This is a genomic window from Bacillus sp. TE9106W, from assembly GCF_054062215.1.
Map to the genome: position 1 here is coordinate 147666 of NZ_JBSSFA010000001.1, position 19523 is coordinate 167188.

The 19523-nt window shown below is 35.5% G+C and carries 19 protein-coding genes and 2 riboswitches; of the genes, 8 read left to right on the forward strand and 11 right to left on the reverse strand.

From position 1 onward, the window contains the following. Positions 1–11: 11 nt before the first annotated feature. Both comGB and comGA read right to left on the reverse strand, forming a co-directional pair. A complete protein-coding gene (gene comGB / locus ACVWY7_RS00905; protein ID WP_000471908.1) occupies positions 12–1043 on the reverse strand; it encodes a comG operon protein ComGB in 1032 nt (343 codons plus the stop codon). Next, positions 1036–2079 (reverse strand): competence protein ComGA, encoded by a 1044-nt coding sequence (gene comGA / locus ACVWY7_RS00910; protein WP_001013191.1) that lies wholly within the window; start codon positions 2077–2079, stop codon positions 1036–1038. Before comGA ends, comGB begins: the two co-directional genes overlap by 8 nt. Positions 2080–2284: 205 nt before the next feature. Here comGA and ACVWY7_RS00915 point away from each other — a divergent pair, with 205 nt between their 5' ends. The 3 genes from ACVWY7_RS00915 to ACVWY7_RS00925 all read left to right on the forward strand — a co-directional run bounded on the left by ACVWY7_RS00915 (position 2285) and on the right by ACVWY7_RS00925 (position 4850). Next, positions 2285–2980 (forward strand): helix-turn-helix transcriptional regulator, encoded by a 696-nt coding sequence (locus tag ACVWY7_RS00915; RefSeq protein ID WP_000434117.1) that lies wholly within the window; start codon positions 2285–2287, stop codon positions 2978–2980. 125 nt (positions 2981–3105) lie between these two features. Then, on the forward strand, positions 3106–3348 hold the full coding sequence (locus ACVWY7_RS00920; RefSeq protein WP_000440711.1) for a DUF2626 domain-containing protein: 243 nt from the start codon (positions 3106–3108) through the stop codon (positions 3346–3348). Between the two features lie 107 nt (positions 3349–3455). After that, entirely contained in the window at positions 3456–4850 is a 1395-nt protein-coding gene (locus ACVWY7_RS00925) for an L-cystine transporter (RefSeq protein WP_001094329.1), read from the forward strand. Between the two features lie 175 nt (positions 4851–5025). Here the strand turns inward: ACVWY7_RS00925 and ACVWY7_RS00930 are convergent, their stop codons facing one another. Next, positions 5026–5433, reverse strand: coding sequence for a hypothetical protein (locus ACVWY7_RS00930; RefSeq protein ID WP_073525039.1), 408 nt, complete (start codon positions 5431–5433; stop codon positions 5026–5028). A gap of 87 nt (positions 5434–5520) precedes the next feature. After that, on the reverse strand, positions 5521–5736 hold the full coding sequence (locus tag ACVWY7_RS00935) for a DUF3912 family protein (RefSeq protein ID WP_001008320.1): 216 nt from the start codon (positions 5734–5736) through the stop codon (positions 5521–5523). 254 nt (positions 5737–5990) lie between these two features. On the opposite strand from ACVWY7_RS00935, the gene ACVWY7_RS00940 reads away from it, so the two are divergent. Further along, on the forward strand, positions 5991–6302 hold the full coding sequence (locus tag ACVWY7_RS00940) for a hypothetical protein (protein WP_001093243.1): 312 nt from the start codon (positions 5991–5993) through the stop codon (positions 6300–6302). Between the two features lie 36 nt (positions 6303–6338). On the opposite strand, the gene ACVWY7_RS00945 is transcribed toward ACVWY7_RS00940, so the two are convergent. The 6 genes from ACVWY7_RS00945 to ACVWY7_RS00970 form a co-directional block, all read right to left on the reverse strand. Further along, positions 6339–6827 (reverse strand): hypothetical protein, encoded by a 489-nt coding sequence (locus ACVWY7_RS00945; RefSeq protein ID WP_000764248.1) that lies wholly within the window; start codon positions 6825–6827, stop codon positions 6339–6341. A 79-nt stretch (positions 6828–6906) separates the two neighbouring features. Then, positions 6907–7281: a nucleoside 2-deoxyribosyltransferase gene (locus ACVWY7_RS00950; RefSeq protein ID WP_001012352.1), complete on the reverse strand. Its 375-nt coding sequence runs from the start codon at positions 7279–7281 to the stop codon at positions 6907–6909. A gap of 95 nt (positions 7282–7376) precedes the next feature. Then, on the reverse strand, positions 7377–7637 hold the full coding sequence (locus ACVWY7_RS00955) for a DUF3966 domain-containing protein (RefSeq protein WP_000817964.1): 261 nt from the start codon (positions 7635–7637) through the stop codon (positions 7377–7379). A gap of 95 nt (positions 7638–7732) precedes the next feature. Then, positions 7733–8791 (reverse strand): undecaprenyldiphospho-muramoylpentapeptide beta-N-acetylglucosaminyltransferase, encoded by a 1059-nt coding sequence (gene murG / locus ACVWY7_RS00960; RefSeq protein WP_073525041.1) that lies wholly within the window; start codon positions 8789–8791, stop codon positions 7733–7735. Between the two features lie 18 nt (positions 8792–8809). Then, the gene (gene metH / locus ACVWY7_RS00965; protein ID WP_073525042.1) at positions 8810–12208 is read right to left on the reverse strand and encodes a methionine synthase; all 3399 of its coding nucleotides are present in this window, start codon (positions 12206–12208) and stop codon (positions 8810–8812) included. Beyond that, positions 12208–14040 carry a bifunctional homocysteine S-methyltransferase/methylenetetrahydrofolate reductase gene (locus ACVWY7_RS00970; RefSeq protein WP_000770331.1) on the reverse strand — a complete coding sequence of 611 codons (1833 nt, stop codon included), beginning with the start codon at positions 14038–14040 and terminating at the stop codon, positions 12208–12210. The genes metH and ACVWY7_RS00970 overlap by 1 nt, the downstream gene beginning before the upstream one ends. 70 nt (positions 14041–14110) lie before the next feature. Then, a riboswitch (SAM riboswitch) is annotated at positions 14111–14220 on the reverse strand. Between the two features lie 202 nt (positions 14221–14422). After that, positions 14423–14532: riboswitch (SAM riboswitch) on the forward strand. A 94-nt stretch (positions 14533–14626) separates the two neighbouring features. Between ACVWY7_RS00970 and metI the strand changes: the two genes are divergently transcribed. The 4 genes from metI (at position 14627) to ACVWY7_RS00990 (ending at position 18262) form a co-directional block, all read left to right on the forward strand. Further along, a complete protein-coding gene (gene metI / locus ACVWY7_RS00975; RefSeq protein WP_000103891.1) occupies positions 14627–15739 on the forward strand; it encodes a cystathionine gamma-synthase/O-acetylhomoserine thiolyase in 1113 nt (370 codons plus the stop codon). Continuing rightward, the gene (metC, locus tag ACVWY7_RS00980; protein ID WP_000122283.1) at positions 15736–16899 is read left to right on the forward strand and encodes a cystathionine beta-lyase; all 1164 of its coding nucleotides are present in this window, start codon (positions 15736–15738) and stop codon (positions 16897–16899) included. The genes metI and metC overlap by 4 nt, the downstream gene beginning before the upstream one ends. 128 nt (positions 16900–17027) lie before the next feature. After that, positions 17028–17537, forward strand: coding sequence for a cysteine hydrolase family protein (locus tag ACVWY7_RS00985; RefSeq protein WP_001090571.1), 510 nt, complete (start codon positions 17028–17030; stop codon positions 17535–17537). Positions 17538–17971: 434 nt separating this feature from the next. Then, entirely contained in the window at positions 17972–18262 is a 291-nt protein-coding gene (locus ACVWY7_RS00990; RefSeq protein WP_000894375.1) for an ArsR/SmtB family transcription factor, read from the forward strand. Between the two features lie 144 nt (positions 18263–18406). Here the strand turns inward: ACVWY7_RS00990 and ACVWY7_RS00995 are convergent, their stop codons facing one another. Further along, complete coding sequence (locus tag ACVWY7_RS00995; RefSeq protein ID WP_033681995.1) at positions 18407–19519, reverse strand: class I SAM-dependent methyltransferase; 1113 nt, start codon at positions 19517–19519, stop codon at positions 18407–18409. Between the last annotated feature and the right edge of the window lie 4 nt (positions 19520–19523).

A 19523-nucleotide genomic window follows, 5' to 3' on the forward strand; every position in this document is an offset into this window, starting at 1 on the left:
GTAAATGCCTCCTATATAGAATTCATCATTTGAAACATTGGCATAATCATGGCTAAATACATAAGAACAACTATTCCTCCAATACACGTAAATAAAATCGGTTGAATAATCACCAACATACGTTTTATTTTTTGCTCCATCTTTTCCATAATAAGATCGCTATAGTCACCTAATTCAATCGCCAAATTACCGTTTGCTTGTCCATGTGTAATAATATAAGAAAGTTCTTCCTCATAATATCCGCTTTTAGCAATAATAGATTGCAACGGTTCTCCCGCAATTAATTGGCGTTCAATTCGACCCGCTTCATATTGAAAGAACGGATGATATTTTTGCTCCATCATTATTGTTAGAGCCTCAAGTACTGATAATCCACCGTGTAATAAACCGCTCAATTGAGTGGCGAAATAATGCGAATGCTTTAAAATAAGAAATGTTTTTACGAGGGGGATACGAAGTATAATTTTCACCTGCTTCATATGTGGGAGTTTCCGAAAGTAAACTATATATACACCACATACAATCATAATGATAAAAAGAGTACTAATAATAAGGTAGGGGAGTAACTTAATTGTACTTAATATTTGTTCTGTGAATAACGGTGCTGTAGAACCAAATGAACTATATACCATATCAACCTGTGGTAATAAAATACGGTTAAAAATCAAAATCATGATTATTAAAAAAATCGCTAAAAACATAGGATACTGCATTATTTTTATCATATCTTTCCTATACTTATCCTTTTTATAAAGAAGTGCACTCCCTTGTTGCAAGGCAAAAGAAATATCACCATGCTGCTCAGCATAAAATAAATAGCTTAACATCTCCTGATGGAACTTTAATTGATGAAAAGAGTCATGTAAACTTTTCCCATCTTTCAACCCATCAATCATGCGCTGCAATTGTACTTTCTTTTCTAAAGGTAATTGAAACCGTAAAAATTCTAATGCCTGCAAAAGGGAGTATCCTTTTTCTAATAGTTCTCCTAATCTTTTCAGTAATATGACTTGATCACTTAAACTCCATATTTCCTTAAACATAAACATCTTCTTCTAAAAAACCTAAAGCGTATCCTTTTCGTATCGAAGATTGTAATGTTTCGTGCTTGTATGTGACACATTCCCCGTTTGCTTCTTTAATCGCTTGTTTTAACTCATATCCATATAACAACTCATAAATACTCGCTTGCCTTACTTGCCTCATTGATTTGCATAAAGTTGAGCACTTTCTTTTGCAAAACGGACACTTTAATTCGACAAGTCGCTGTGCAGCTATAGCTAATAAAGATTGTTCGATTTCTTGCCTCGTTATGCCAAAATCCATGAACCGAAGTATCGCCCCTCTCGCATCATTCGTATGCAATGTCGTCATTACTAAATGGCCAGTCAAACTTGCTCTTATAGCAATTTTCGCTGTTTCTTCATCACGAATTTCACCGACTAAAATAACATCTGGATCATGACGCAAAATAGCCTTTAGTCCAGCCTCATATGTGATACCTGCTTTTTCATTTATTTGAATTTGTAATACATCGTCATTTCTTTTTTCAACTGGATCTTCCAGTGTAACGATGCGACGTGTTTTCTTTTTTCTAATTACCTCTAATAATGCATACATTGTTGTTGTCTTCCCTGAACCAGTCGGTCCAGTAAATACGAGTAATCCATGAGAATAACGTAAAAAAGAAAGTAGTTTCTTCGCTGTACTTGGAAATAACGAAAGATGAGATAACGGCTGAATAGATGCTTGTAAATGAAGACGAATAACGAGACTTTCTTGGTATACGGTTGGAAGCGTGGAAAGGCGCAAATACACTTCTTGTCCATCCATTTGTAAATACAGTGAACCATTTTGTGGCTTCCGCCTCTCCCCTATATCCATAGATGCTAAAAATTTAAAGTGTGAAACAAGTTTTTCTCCAAATTCCTTTTCAATACAGTATTTCGTCATTAAATCTTTTCCTATACGCAGCTGAACCACTACATCCTTCTGCCGGGGTACAATATGTAAGTCCGACGCTTTTACCCTGCACGCTTCTTTCAAAATCATATTCGCAAAGCTTTCAATTCCATTCATCATTTTTCCCTCCCCACTATGTATATAGCATGAAAAAATTCATAAGAAAAATCGGCATTTTTGTATTTTCACTAGATTAAAAAGGAAAAATATGTTTGTGAAATTATGAACAATTTCTGAATTATTGTCTGAAATTACCTATACTCATGTTTATCTGTATTATAATGTTATTATCTTGGATAAAGTGATAAAGGTGGAGATCCTCATGGAACAAGCTTTAAAAATTACTGGTGTATTATCTGACCCAACTCGTTATTACATTTATAAATATATTTCTCAAAAACATAGTTACGTAACTGTACAAGAAATTGCAGATGAGTTTGACATTCATCCAAACGTAGCACGTTTACATTTATCTAAATTAGAAGATGTTCATATGCTGAAATCGGAAACAAAGAAAACAGGAAAAGGCGGAAGACCAAGCAGATTATATGTATTATCTGATGATGTTATCCAGTTACAATTTCCATTCCGTGACTATCAATTGTTAGCAAGAATAGCGTTTAATTCTTTACTTAGCCTTGGAGCTGCTGGTGAAAAAGCGCTATACGAAACAGGGAAACAATTCGGAGCCGAATTAATGCAACAACATATGCAGCGCTTAAATGTGAGTGAAGATGCTTTAACAGTGGAGCAAAAAGTTCAAATTGCAAAGGAAGCCTTTTCAACAGCTGGCTTATCACCTGCATTTGAATTAAGTGCAGATGGAACAAAAATTTTCTATGATGTACACAATTGTCCATTTAAAGAAGTTGCTGTTCATCACCCAACTGAAATTTGTAACATGCACGGAGATATGATGAAAGGGATTTTTGAAATCCTATTCCCTAACACGGAATTAACACGAAATGATAGTCTACTAGATGGATGTAAATCTTGTAATTATAAACTAACAATTTAATTATTCATATAAAAAGAAGCCAATGATAATTGGCTTCTTTTTATATGAACGAATATTTACAATAGTAAGAAAAATAAACTATAATGAAGTGAGGTTTACTTTTTTTAGAAAAGGAGGGAGATGGCATGGAGCGCATGTTTCGCGTTCTCGGCTTTTGGACTGGAATTTTCTCGGTTATGTTTTACGTAGGGGATATGCATTCGACTGCACTACTATTTTTAGGACAAACAGGATTCTTCGTACTTTTAAGCTATTTAAAATTAACAGAGCGTATGTATATATACGTATTCGGGGCATATTTGACTGTTTTCTTCATAGGATTTACATACTACACGACGTTCTTACATGTCCCAGGGGCTGGACATTAAAAGGTGGCATTTTGCCATCTTTTTTTTAATTCCGGAATTACCTAGTTGACTTATAGGTTTTATTGATTTATATTCTATATAACAGATTGGAATTAGGGGGAATCATCATGAATACACTGCTTGTCGGAATTAACGTTGCAGTCATGCTCATTTTAGTTGGCGTATTATATTATATGCAACGTAAGCATGTATCTTTTAATAAACGTGTATTTACTGCTTTAGGAATCGGAATTATCTTCGGTCTTATATTACAATTTATTTATGAGCCTACTTCTAAAGTCATTATTGAATCAAATACTTGGTTTGGCTTAATTGGTAGCGGTTATGTGAAATTACTTCAAATGATCGTTATGCCACTTATTTTAGTATCTATCATTTCAGCATTTACAAAATTACAGTTAACGAAAAATCTTGGTAAAATTAGTGGTCTTATTATCGGAATTTTAATTCTTACTACAGGAATTGCTGCAGCTGTCGGTATCGCTGCAAGTGCAGGATTTGATGTATCCGCAACAGGCTTGCAACAAGGTGATGCAGAATCTGCTCGTCTGAAGCTAGTTGAAGAAAGATTTACTTCTATTGAGAAGACAACAATTCCAGATAAATTATTAGAGCTGTTACCTACAAATCCATTTCTTGATTTAACAGGTGCTCGTCCAACTTCAACAATTTCTGTTGTAATATTTGCAGCATTTATCGGTATCGCCTTTATAGGTGTAAAACGAAAATATCCAGAACAAGCAGAGCTATTTAAGAAGATGCTTGATGCTGTATATGCAATTGTAATGCGTATGGTAACATTAATTTTACGTCTTACTCCATACGGCGTATTAGCTCTTATGGCAAAAACAGTTGCTGGTAGCGATATAAATGCTATTTTAAAACTTGGTAACTTCGTGTTAGCGTCTTACGTGGCACTTATCGTAATGTTCGTTATCCACTTATTATTAATTGCTCTATCTGGTTTAAATCCAATTCAATATTTGAAAAAGGTGTTCCCTGTATTAACATTTGCATTCACATCTCGCTCTAGTGCTGGTGCAATGCCATTAAATATTGAAGCTCAAAAAGAAAAACTTGGTATTTCTGAAGGGATTGCAAACTTCGCAGCCTCATTTGGAGTATCTATCGGGCAAAACGGTTGCGCAGGTATTTATCCAGCAATGCTTGCAATGATGGTCGCTCCAACTGTAGGAATTGATCCATTACAACCACAATTTATTTTAACTTTAATCGCTGTCGTTGCAATTAGCTCATTTGGTGTTGCCGGCGTTGGTGGCGGTGCAACATTCGCAGCGTTAATCGTACTATCTACTATGAACTTACCAATCGGTATTGTCGCTCTTGTTATCTCAGTTGAACCATTAATCGATATGGGTCGTACAGCTCTTAACGTAAGTGGTTCTATGACAGCAGGTCTTATTTCAAGCAAATGGCTTGGTGAATTAGATCAAGATACGTACAATCAAGATGATACAAAAACTGGTGAAATTGCTTCATAATGAAAAGGACGCTAACAAAAACTGTTAGCGTCCTTTTTTAGTTCTTTTCATCTTCCTCTTTATCTTTTATACATAAAGCATAACATATTGTTTCAAACACTATGTATAGATATAAAGAAATTACACCGTTTTTCATTTTTTTAATAACTATTAATTATAAACTACAGATTAACTATTATTCCTCACCTGCAAACTGTAAAAATTCTTCCAACCGCTCCTTTAACTCCTCCTCTATCTCACAATAAGATTCATCAACAAGTTCACCACTTAACTTACTTCCCCAAAACCTTATTTGAAGCGGTACTCCTAAAAAATAACTACAACATTCCCAGATAGGAACTGTATAAAATTCAATCATCTCTCCTTCTTCATCTAATACAGCTATCGAAATGGATGAAGAATATCCTGTTTCAAAAGGATCTTCTTTATCTCTGATGAGTTCTATAAATAATTCCATGTTTTTTTCTATGTACAAATGTGAATAATCTTTAAAAAGTTTAAATGATATTCTCTCTGTTTCCTTCTCCATGCATTGAATCTTCTCTTTTAACTCCAATGTAAAATCCCGTTCTTTATACTTCATTTCCATCTCCTTACACATAGAAAAAGAGAATACAATAACATATTCTCTTTCCTCAAATATATTTCATTATCTCACAGCCCGTCCTTTTCACAAATAACCATTTTGTTCGCACCATTTATGAAATTGTCCTACATCTACTCCAACTAACACGATATCTTTGAGCTCTACATCAATACTTTGTTCTCCAATTACAATAGCAAACTGCGATTCTAATTTTGTCTCGTTTTTCTTTACAATTCCAATTCGGTTCCGATGCGCTCCATCTTTTATATATGCTTTTTGTCCTACAATATCAAAGTTCAAGATTTTCACCTCTTTTACTGCGCTCAAATTGGAAATACAATCTCCACCTCGGAAAATTTCCTTTCATTGCACTATTTCTCTATATATATGACGAAACAATAAAAGAGTCCTTCCTTCTTTACAATTATTTTTTCTTTGTTTCATTTTTGTGATTGAAACGTAAAGTTTATAATAAAATACACTTGGAAGCGCTTTCTATGTAATTTTTTATGTTATAATGTATAAGTAGAACTTCGTAAAGAGGGTTAAAAAAAATGAATACAAAAATGATAAAAAAAGTAATTGAAGCATTAAAAGTATATGGCTTTCAGAATGTATCATTCTGTGACAAAACGAAACAATTTTTATTTCATAACGAAACCGATATTATGAGCGGCTATGCAGAAATAACATATAGTAGTCAATTTGAAAAATTCAACGTACAAATTCATCCTATTGAAACGCATCATCAAGCAGAGTTACAAGAGGTTGAAAGACATATACAAGCCTGCATAAGAAAAGTGGAATATTTAAACGCACTTCTTAGCGGACAAACAAAACTAGATGATAAAATTATTATAATGTAAAAAAAGAACGTGAGGTGATCACGTTCTTTTTTTACATTATATGTTCATCTTTTCCTTTAGTTGTAATCCTGTAATGGACTCTAATACATCCATTGCTTCTCCAAATGTCATATTAAAAATTGTCTTATCTTCTATGTATGGAAATTGTTTAAAGCGCTTTTCTAACATTTTCACGGCGTCCGACGTAAAGTGGGCACTATCAATGCCAAATTCTGTTTCAAGAAGAACGATCCAATCTAACACATGAAAACCTAATCCATTTACGAATGAAATAAGTTTTTCTTCTGGCTGTGAAGATAAGAATACGTGTCGTTCCATCTTACTAAAAAGTTCTTCTCCTAAAATATCAGCCAATTCATCATCATGTTCGCGGTCAATGATTTCTTCATAACCATAATCATCAACAAGCTCTTCTACTTCTTCACTATCTGCAAAAAGTAATTGGCTAAGCTGCGCATCTTTCTTAAATTCACTTTTTTGTACGACTTCTAAAAAGCTCGTTTCCCATCCATTTTCTAATTTCATATTATGTACTCCTTTATATACGTTTCTTATCATCACTGTACCCAAAAGATCACTTTTATAACCTTTTAGGTAGTTATTATTATTTCACATGATTCATAACATAAGATGCAAATTCTGCTGCATCTCCTTCAAAAATATTTATTTCTGGCAAATGATAGAACGTTGTTTGGAGCGGATTTCCTTCATGATATACATATATCTTTTTCTCTAGTGCAATCGCCATTCCAAACTCTGTATGGCTCCCATTTCCACCATCTAATATAAGTAAAAATACATCCGCTTCTTTAATAGCATTCTTTTCTGCCTGACCAATTTCTCTTAATTGTTCTTGATTCACTGCTCTTTCGTTTTTGGTCCAATCATATGTATGGTGCCATCCTGCATGTTTCAGTTCATTCGCTATAGAGCGTACAATTTGTTTATTTTGGAATCCTGAAGCAATGTAAAAATTCATTTATATACACTCCTTCATTATGTATGGGGAAACTCCTTTTTAGCGTTACTTGTTATAGCTATGATAAAAAACGACTTCAAAAAAAATCCCCATCTTTAAAACTTATTTGCGTTTAAATGATGGGATGCTTCATGATCTTCTTTTATTTTTTGCTTTTTATAACTTTCATCAGCTAACATTTCTAGTTCAGCTGTTATCTCTGATTTTTCAAGCTCTCTTTCTTGCGAAAATTTCCTTGAAATATAAACAATAACACTACCAACGTACAACACAAAGCATATAATAAGTGCAGTATTTTCATAGAGACTTAGCTCCAACACAGTCACTCCTAATCCATTCGTATTTTCACGCTTCATTAATTGGAATTTCCCTACTAACCATTTGCTATTGTAACATAAAAACACCGTTTCTTGGAATCTTTCATCCTACTAAAAGAGGCATGATTGTTTCATCATGCCTCTGAAATATGGTGAATGATTGTTTGAATCGCTTCTTTTCCATTATATTTTTTTAATGCGGTTTTATATGCCTCATTATTATGAGATAACTCTTCAACATGCTTTATAAGAGAATTGACAGTCACATCTTCTTCATACAGTACAGAGGCATATCCTTGCCTTTCAAATGATTCTGCATTTAATATTTGGTCTCCACGACTTGCAAATTTCGATAGCGGAATTAGAATCATCGGCTTTTGCAATGTTAAAAACTCAAAAATAGCGTTGGACCCCGCACGTGAAATAACAAAATCTGTTATCGCTAATATATCCGGCAGTTCCCCGTGTACATATTCAAATTGTCTATATCCTTCTTTATTTTGTAAACTATCATCAAGATTACCTTTTCCACAAAGGTGAACAATTTGATATTTTTTCAGAAGTTCTGGTAACGCTTCTCGAACCGTTTCGTTAATTTTTTTTGCGCCCAAACTTCCTCCCATAATTGTAATAACTGGCTTTTTACGTGAAAAACCTAAAAACGCTAAAGCTTTTTCACGATTTCCCTTTAGTACTTCTTCACGTACAGGAGACCCTGTATAAATTACTTTTTCTTTCGGTAAATGTTTCGCAGCTTCTTCAAATGTAACAAATATTTTTGAAGCGAAACGGAGCGCAATTTTGTTTGCTAGTCCTGGCGTCATATCAGACTCATGTAATAAAACTGGTACTCTATTTAGCCACCCGCCTATTACGACTGGTACAGATACGAAACCACCTTTTGAAAAAATCACATCTGGTTTTAGTTTTCGAATCCTTACATACGCGTCCATAACACCCTTCATCACAAGAAAAGGATCTTTTATATTTTTTAAATCAAAATAACGGCGTAGCTTTCCACTCGCAATACTATAGTACGGAATATCTTCCTTTTCTATAATCGTCTTCTCAATTCCTTGATGAGAACCAATATAAGAAATGTCCCAGTTGTCTTCCTTTAAATATGGAATAATGGCTAAATTAGGTGTTACATGCCCTGCCGAACCGCCACCTGTAAAGACTATTTTTTTCATACGTCTCCCCCTTCTAGACTATAATACACTAAAATATCTTGCCTCGGGGTGAGAAAATACCATAGCCGTTACAGATGCTTCTGGTTCCATCATAAACCCTTCCGTTAATGAAATACCTATTTCTTCTGGATGAATAAGTCGAAATAACTTTTCTTGATCCGCAAGTTCTGGACATGCTGGATAACCGAAGGACACGCGTATCCCTCTATATTTCGTACGGAAACGTTCTTCCATCGTCAATTCTGGTGAATCTGGAATACCCCAGCGATCACGAATAAGCATATGTGTTTTTTCAGCAAGTCCTTCTGCTAGTTCAAGCGCTAACGATTGAATGGCATGACTGCGTAAATAATCACCTTTCGCCTTCCACTCTTCAGCAATGTCCCGAACGCCTTCTCCAACCGTAACAGATAGGAAAGCAACATAGTCCATCTCATCTCCAATTGGTCGTAAATAATCACCTAAAGTACGATATGGAGCCCTTCCTTGCCTTGGGAATGTGAAACGCTCTATAACACGCGTATGATCTTCTGGATCATATATTACAATGTTTTGTCCGTCACTTTGCGCTGGGAAAAATTGATACACCGCTTTCGGTTTTAACCAAGATTGTCCTTCCTGCAATAATTCATCTATTAAATCATTTAATTCATGTGCTCTTTTATCTCCCTCTTTCAAAAGCTTCTTCACGCTTCCTTTTAATCCAAGGTGATGTCCAAGAAGCATTTGTCTATTCAGAAATGGTGCGAGATGAAGGGCGGGAACATCTCGTAATACAACTCGCTTCGTTGAATCAGGTACCATAACCTCTGATTTTGGTAATGGCTCAATTACTGCTGGAATTTCTACTTTCTTCTCTTCTTTTGTTACGATATGAAGATGACGTTCTTTTTTATCCTGCTTCATCTTCTCACGCTCTTCTTCTTTTTGAAGCTTATTAATAATATCCAGCCCCGTCATCGCATCACTTGCATAACATACGAGCCCTTTATAAGATGGCGAAATGCGATTATCTGTAAACTTTCTCGTTAGCGCTGCTCCGCCTACAACAATTGGAATATCAATATCCGCAGCTTTTAAATCTTCTGCAGTCGTTACCATTTGTTGAGCCGATTTTACTAATAAACCAGAAAGACCTATAATATCAGGCTTCTTTTCTTGTACTTCTTGAACAATTCGATCCGAGCGAACATTGATTCCTAAATTAATAATCTCATATCCGTTATTCGCTAAAATAATTTCAACGAGGTTTTTCCCAATATCATGTACGTCACCTTTAACAGTTGCTAATAATACTTTCCCTTTTTTTGCACTATCGCTAGATTCCATATGTGGCTCTAAATAACTTACAGCAGCTTTCATACTTTCAGCACTTTGCAATACTTCAGCAACGATTAGCTCATTATTATTAAATAATCGTCCTACCTCATCCATCCCTGTCATAAGTGGGCCATTAATAATATCCAAAGGTTTTCTTCCTTCTGTAAGCGCGAGGCTTAAATCTTCGTGTAACCCTTGTTTTGTCCCTTCTACAATGTAATTAGCTAGCCTTTCATCAAGAGTTAATGTTTCTTGGACAACAACATCTTTCTTTTTTGCCACGCGATAAAAATTTGTAAATTCTTCTAGCGTCTCTTGCGTCGTTTCAAAAAGTAATGCATCTGCAAGCCGTTTTTCTTCATCAGGAATTGACGCATAGCGCTCTAATTTTTCCGTATTCACAATCGCGTAGTCTAATCCTGCTTTCGTTGCATGGTATAAGAAGACCGAATTTAATACTTCGCGGCCAGCTGGTGGTAAACCAAATGATATGTTACTTACGCCTAAAATCGTTAAACATTCTGGCAATGCTTCTTTAATAAGACGAATCCCTTCTATTGTCGCTGCCGCCGAGCCAATATATTCTTCATCCCCTGTCCCTACAGGAAACACGAGTGCATCAAAAATAATATCTGACGGGCGTATACCATATTTCGTCGTCAATAACTCATAACTTCTTTTCGCAATTTCGAGTTTTCTTTCTGCACTTACTGCCATACCGTCTTCATCAATTGTTCCTACAACAATAGCGGCACCATATTTCTGAAGAAGCGGCGTCACTTTTATAAATCGTTCTTCTCCATCTTCTAAATTAATTGAATTAATAACAGCTTTCCCTTGAATATAAGTAAGAGCTCGCTCCATCACATGTTCATCTGTTGAGTCAATCATAATCGGTACTTTTAACACTTTCGTAACTTCTGCCAAGAAGTTTTCCATATCTTCTATTTCATCCCGGTCCGGGTCTGCCATACAAATATCAATAATATGAGCATTTTTCTTCACTTGCGCTCTTGCGACTTCAGCAGCCTCTTCAAATTTCCCTTCTGCTACTAATCGTTTAAATTTACGTGATCCAATAACGTTTGTTCTTTCACCAACAAATAATGGTCTCATAGAGTCATCATATTGCAGTGCCTCTAATCCACTAACTCCATGACCTTCTCGTTCATGATGTTCACGAGGCTTTAGGGATGCTAGTGCTTCTTTCATTGCTTTTATATGTTCTGGTGTTGTGCCACAACAACCACCGATAATATTAACCCATCCTTCTTCAGCAAATCGCTTCACTTTTTCAGCGAGAGAAGATGGAGATTCATGATAATGTCCATCTTCATCAGGAAGACCTGCATTTGGATAACAAGAAATGTAACACTCCGACAAATCAGATAGTGAACGAATATGATCTCTCATAAACTCCGGACCAGTCGCACAGTTTAATCCAACAGATAATGGCTTCATATGTTCTACCGATAAGTAAAAAGCCTCAATTGTTTGCCCAGCCAGAGTCGTTCCCATCGGTTCAATCGTTCCCGAAATCATGATAGGTACAATTTTTTTTAGTTCGTCAAAGGCTGCTTGAATTCCAATATAAGCAGCCTTCACGTTACGCATATCTTGACTCGTCTCAACTAGTAATACATCAACTTCTCCTTTCAACAATCCTCTTGCTTGCCGTGTATAAGCTTCAATTAATTCTTCAAACGTTACACCACCAGTAACACTAATCGCTTTCGTTGTCGGTCCCATTGCTCCGGCAACATATACTTCCTTCCCACTTTCTTTGACTGCTTGCTTCGCTAAACGCGCTGCCTTCTCATTTAGCTCTTCGTCTAAATGAGATAACTCATAATCACTTAGTACAATATTTGTCGCCCCAAATGTATTCGTTTCAATAATATCCGCTCCAGCTTCAATGTAAGCTTTATGAATCTTTAAAATAACATCTGGTCTTGTTTCTACTAAATACTCATTACAACCTTCATACTCTTCCCCTCCGAAATCTTCCGCAGTTAAGTCCTCTTGCTGGATCATCGTTCCCATTGCACCATCTAATAGTAAGATGTTATTTTGTAATTTTTCTTCTATACATTTCATCAATTAATACCTTCTTTCACTTCTTGCTTTTCTCTCACATATTTAACAAGATGTTCTGTAATTTCATATTTTAGAAATGGTGTAATAAGATAAATACCGTTAAAATATTTCATCGTCTCATCAATCAACTCTTGTGAAATACGAATTCCTTCCTCAATTGCCGCCTCTTTCGTTTCATGACCATCCATCCTCTCCCTTACGGCTTCCGGTAGCGTAATACCTGGCACCTCAAAATGAAGAAAATCTGCATTCCGTTTACTTATTAATGGCATAATTCCAATAAAAATAGGTTGTTCCAAATGCTTCGTCGCTTCGTACACTTCTTCGATTAACGCAATGTCATAAATCGGCTGCGTTAAGAAATATTCCGCTCCAGCATCTATTTTCCGTTCCATTCGCTTAACCGCTGCTTTTAAATGTCTTACATGCGGATTAAACGCGCCGCCTACTGAAAACCTTGTTGCTGGACCTATCGATTTCCCTAAAATAGAACGCCCATCGTTCATTTCTTTAATCATTTTAATGAGCTCAATAGAGGATAAATCATATACAGAAGTGGCACCTGGAAAATCACCAACGCGTGCTGGATCACCAGTTAAAGCTAATACTTCTTCCATACCTAACGCTGACAAGCCTAGCAAGTGAGATTGTAGTCCGATGACGTTATGGTCTCTACACGTTAAATGCGTCAATACCGGAATATCGTGCTTCGTTAATAATGCTCCCATTGCCATATTTGAGATACGAGGCGATGCTAATGAATTATCTGCTAGAGTAATAGCATCTGCTCCAGCTCTTTTCAATGCTCTTGCGCCTTCAAAAAATCGCTGCGTATCTAACGTTTTCGGTGGATCTAATTCTACTACTACTGTCGTTTGTTTTTTTGCTTTCTCTGCTAAAGTGACATGAGCTTTTGAACGTTTCTCGTGTGTATGAACTACTTTCGGTCTTTGAATCGTATCTTTTTCTATTACAGGTGTAACATTTAGAGTCGCACGTTTCATACTTTCAATATGTTCTGGAGTCGTGCCACAACAACCACCCAATAACCGAATACCTTGCTCAATAAATTTCGGTGTCATCGCTTCGAAATAAGCTGGACTCCCCTCGTATACATAACGTCCCTCCACATAATTTGGGAGACCTGCATTTGGATACGCTGACAAGTAACCATTTTTCGGAATCGATATCATTTTAAAAGCTTCCGTCATATGAAGTGGCCCTAGTTGGCAGTTCAATCCAACAACATTTGCACCGTAATCTAAAAGCTGTTTTAATATTTCATTTACATCATTTCCATTTTGAGTCGTACCTGCCTCATGTAACGCTAATTGCGCTACAATTGGAATATTCGTTTCTTTTCGTAACACCTGAACAGCATGAAGTAATTCAAACTCATCATAAAAAGTCTCTAATAACAGTCCATCAACCTGTTCTTCTAATAATGCACTTGCTTGTTCCAGCAACATAAATTCTCGCTCCATATCAGTTGTCGTAACCGCTCCGATATGTTTCATACCACCTATTGTTCCTAAAATTGCATTTCTGTCTGTAACAGATGCTTTCGCCAGTTTTACTGCGGCTCTATTAATTTCAGTAACTTGATTTTCTAAACCATACATACGTAATTTCGCTTCATTTGCTCCGTACGTATTTGTTTGAATTACATCTGCCCCAGCAGCTACATATTGCTTATGAATCGATATAATTAAATCTGGATCAGATATATTCAATTCTTCAAAACTACTTTGCAAACCGTGTGAATGTAATAATGTTCCAACCGCACCATCACCTATTACAATTCCTTTTGACAATAAATCTAGTAATTTCACAAATCTCCCTCATTTCTATCAATATAAAAACCCCCTCTTCACTTTGAAGAGGGGGACATAATTGTTCCTCCTCTTATTATGCAAAACATTCGTTTTGCAGGTATTAGCACCGTTTCAAACATTTCGTTTGAAGGTTGCCGGGTTTCACAGGGCCTTTCCCTCCACCGCTCTCAATAAGAGTTGTCTTTATTATTTTATTTATGTAGCTAAAAGGAAATGCGTTCCCCTTTTAACAATGTTTGTTAATTTTTTAATAAATTTAGCACGCACAAATGCAAAAGTCAATGACACTTGCGGAAAAATAAAAATTATTTAAAATAAAGTTGCAATTCAATTATCTTTTGTTGTAAAGTTAAAACCATAATAAAATTTCATACGAACATTCTTATCTAGAGAGGTAGAGGGACTGGCCCTATGACGCCTCAGCAACCATTAACATTTGTTAATAAGGTGCTAATTCCAGCAAATTGTGAAAGATTTGACAGATGAGAAGAAGACTCTATTCAAACCGAAAGCCTTCTTCTTAGAAGGCTTTTTTTATTTTATATTCAACTACTGCTTCAATTTAAAAAGGAGGAATTTTCACATGTCAACTATCGAAACAAAACTAGCGCAAATCGGAAACCGGAGTGAAACTACAACAGGAACTGTTAATCCGCCTGTTTACTTTTCAACTGCTTATCGTCACGAAGGAATTGGTAAATCTACTGGATTTGACTATTCACGAACTGGAAATCCAACTCGCGGCCTATTAGAACAGGCAATCGCAGACTTAGAATACGGCGAACAAGGTTATGCCTGTAGTTCCGGTATGGCAGCTGTGCTCCTTGTCCTTTCCCTATTCCGCTCCGGAGATGAACTTATTGTATCCGAAGATTTATACGGGGGCACTTATCGATTATTTTCTGAGCACGAAAAAAAGTGGAATGTTCGATGTAGATACGTAAATACACAATCTATTAAACAAATTGAGCAAGCTATCACAACTGAAACGAAAGCTATTTTCATAGAAACCCCGACAAATCCATTAATGCAAGTTACTGATATTGCCGCTGTCGCAACTGTAGCAAAAAGACACGGACTACTTCTTATTGTAGACAATACATTCTACACGCCTTATATACAGCAGCCATTAACAGAAGGTGCTGACATTGTACTTCATAGCGCAACAAAATATTTAGGAGGACATAACGATGTACTAAGCGGACTTGTCGTTGCAAAAGGAAAGGAACTTTGTGAGGAAATCGCCCATTATCATAATGCATCAGGTGCGGTCTTAAGTCCATTTGACTCATGGCTATTAATCCGTGGTATGAAAACGTTAGCGCTTCGCATGAGACAACATGAAGAAAATGCAAAAGCAGTTGTTGCTTATTTAAATGATGAGGACGGGGTGACAGATGTATTTTATCCTGGAAGAGGCGGCATGATCTCATTTCGTCTTAAAGATGAAACATGGATTAATCCATTCTTACAATCTTTATCCTTAATTACATTCGCCGAAAGTCTTGGTGGTGTTGAAAGTTTAATGACATATCCAGCAACACAAACACACGCTGATATTCCTGAAGAAATCAGAACAGCAAACGGTGTATGTAATCGTCTTCTTCGATTTTCTGTTGGCATTGAAAATAGTAACGATTTAATTCAAGACTTACAGCAAGCCATTAAACTTGTAAAAGAAGGTGTAAGAATATGAGTTATTCTATAGATACACTCTTACTACACAACCAATATAAACATGACTCACAAACAGGAGCTGTTAACGTTCCCATTTATAATACATCAACATTCCACCAATTTGATGTAGATACGTTCGGGAAATATGACTATAGCCGCTCTGGTAATCCAACTCGCGAAGCGCTTGAAGATATTATCGCTTTATTAGAAGGCGGAACAAAAGGGTTTGCCTTCGCATCAGGAATTGCAGCGATTTCTACTGCATTCCTCCTTCTTTCACAAGGTGATCACGTACTCATTTCAGAAGACGTATACGGAGGGACTTATCGAATAATAACTGAAGTTCTCTCCCGTTACGGTGTATCACATACATTTGTTGATATGACCAATCTAGAAGAAATCAAGCAAAATATAAAACAAAATACAAAGCTCTTTTATGTAGAAACACCTTCTAACCCGCTTTTAAAAGTAACAGATATTCGTGCTGTTTCTACACTTGCAAAATCTATTGGCGCTCTTACTTTTGTTGATAATACATTTTTGACACCACTATTCCAGAAACCACTTGATCTCGGCGCAGATGTCGTTCTTCATAGCGCTACAAAGTTCATTGCTGGTCACAGTGATGTTACTGCTGGATTAGCGGTCGTAAAAGATGCCGAACTTGCTCAAAAACTTGGATTTTTACAAAATGCATTCGGCGCCATTTTAGGACCTCAAGATTGCTCTCTCGTACTTCGCGGTTTAAAAACATTGCATGTACGTCTTGAGCATTCAGCTGCGAATGCCAATAAAATTGCACAGTATTTACAAGAGCACAGTAAAATTCAAAATGTCTATTATCCTGGCTTACAAACACATCTTGGATTTGATATTCAACAATCTCAAGCAACATCGGCCGGAGCTGTCCTATCCTTCACTTTACAATCAGAAGATGCACTCCGCCACTTTTTATCAAAAGTAAAATTACCTGTCTTTGCGGTTAGTTTAGGGGCTGTCGAATCAATTCTTTCCTATCCGGCTAAAATGTCACATGCAGCACTGTCACAAAAAGCTCGTGATGAAAGAGGTATTTCCAATTCATTACTTCGTTTATCCGTCGGCCTTGAAAATGTTGATGATTTAATATCCGACTTTGAAAATGCCCTTTCTTATGTAGAAGAACCTGTAAATGCATAGAATGAACAGAAGATATGAAATTAAGTTTTCATATCTTCTTTTTACATAGTTCACAAAAAATAAAAGTATATCTTCTATTTCAAGGTAATGGATTTATTGATATATTAAGGGATAAAAGGGGAAAAATAATGAATACTTGTGATATTTTAATCGTTATCGATTTACAAAATGGAGTATGTTATAGCGAAGAACATTTATTCGATTTAAAAAACTTACTTACAAAAGTAAATAAAAGAATTTCTTCATACAGAAAATTAAATAAACCAATCATTTTTGTTCAACATTGTGATGATGATTTAGTACCCGAAAAAGAACTTTGGGCTATTCATGCTGATCTAGATGTTCAAGAACAAGATTTTTTTATAAGAAAAACACATGCAAATTCGTTTTTTAAAACTAACTTAATAGAAATTTTAGACCAATTATCTGTACAGCGTATTGAATTTTGTGGTGCCCAAACAGAGTACTGCATGGATGCTACGATTAAATTTGCCCATGGACTAGGGTACGAAAACTTCATGGTACAGAAAGCAACGTCTACGTTAAATAATCCATTTATGTCCGCAAAAGAGACAATTGATTTTTATGAAAATATATGGAACAACAGATTTTTAAAATTGATAAAAGATGAAATCTAGAATACATAACTAATATCTTGGTAATTCTAAGATTTATCAGCTATATTCAAACATTTCATTTTCACCATAAAGAAGCTGATTACATTCAGCTTCTTTTCTTTTTAACCTGTTTTATATTCTATATATAACATCACAATTCCTTTTTCATATTATTTTAAAAATTTTGTATATTCATTTGAAAGAATAAGAAAATCATGATAAAATTGTGTTACAAATATATCTATATCTTTCAATTTTTAAAATGCATCGAAATTTTCACCTAAAAATGTCATTTTACAAAACCGTGCTAAATCATCTACTTTATTTACATCAGGGTCTCTTTTCTTACAATTTCTTTACTTTAGGAATGTTTTTCTGCAACAACTGTTTTCTTTTCTTTAATTTTTTGGTATGTATAGTATGGTATAACAGCTCACACGGAGGTGGAAAAAAACATGTTAGAAACCTTTCAAAAAGAAATAGAACTATATGAAAGCAATGCAGAATTATTGAAAGTACTTGCTCATCCTGTTCGCTTATGTATTGTAAAAGGATTAATTGAACGTGGTCCAAGCAACGTTTCTACAATGTACACTGGCTTAAACATGCCACAATCTACAATTTCACAGCATTTAGCAAAGTTAAAAAGTGCTAAAATCGTTTCAAGCGAAAGAAAAGGTTTGGAAATTTATTACAAAGTAGAAAACGAGACAATTATTCAACTCGTTCGCGTATTATTGGGTTAGGGACTCATAAACAGAGAAAAAGGACGTATTTTATATTTTTTATCTCATATCTTTAATATAAATATATATCATGAGAGGAAATATATGATGCTACATAAGTCGTATTAAAAAACAAGACACAGAACTATGCTGTGTCTTGTTTTTTTATATTTTCAAATACCGATCCAAGTGTAACTGTTGCATATGTTTCGTATGTATAACAACATCAAATGCACTCCCTAATCCTCCATTCAAAATCATAGAACGAACTGCACGATTTTGTTTTTGAGTTTCAGAAAAAGGATTCCTATCTTGGTGATCTGTAAGCTGATCTAGTATCCCTGCTGCTAACAAAAACTCAGATTGTTTCTTATGCCATACCGTATTCATACCTTGCAGACTAAACATCTCTTTCAATTCGTCCCAATGAATATGAGTAGTAAGATCCATCTCACCTGGATGCGCTAAAGGATTACGAATTAACTTATGCTCGTAATATCCTCGTAAACTTCCTTCTTGATGTGCAGGATGCATCCATTCTTCTTTTGTATATCCATAATCAACTGTAATACATACACCTCGTTGAAACCATTTCGCAATTTCTTTTATAAATTCTTCCATCGCAATCGGTACTTCAAAACGCTGGCCTTCAGCAAGATGAATATTATATTTCAATAAGTATCGACCAATTCTTTTATGTACCGGCCTACATACTTCCGCAAGTTTCCCTTCCTCTGTGTACGTAACACGTACTTCATACAATATTCCATTTCTCTTCTCAATTACTTCAACAGGAAATGCATCAAATAACTCATTTGAAAAAAGAATCCCTTCGAATGATTCTCCCATTTCACTATGCGACGTATAGTATGACACGTTAGAAAACGAACAAAGACTTTTCTGCTGTAATTTTCTATGAAAAGGGCTCATTTCAATCATCGAATAGTTTAAATTAATAAAGGTTTTCGGTGATAATTGCTTCCATTCTTGTAAAACATCATAGGCAAACCTTCCTGTTCCCCCACCAATCTCACAAATATTCGGAGCAACTTCACCATTTTCAACAAGACGAACAAAAAACTTAGCAAAGGTTTTTGCAAAAGCAGAAGATACGTTGCTACTTGTAAAAAAATCCCCTTGTCTTCCTATTTTTTCACGTTCTTTCATGTAGTATCCATGTTCCTCTGCGTATAATGCGAGTTTCATATATGTACTGTATGAAATTGAATAATCCTTTTCTTTTTCCATCCATTCTTTTAAAATGAGCTCCATCCCCATACTA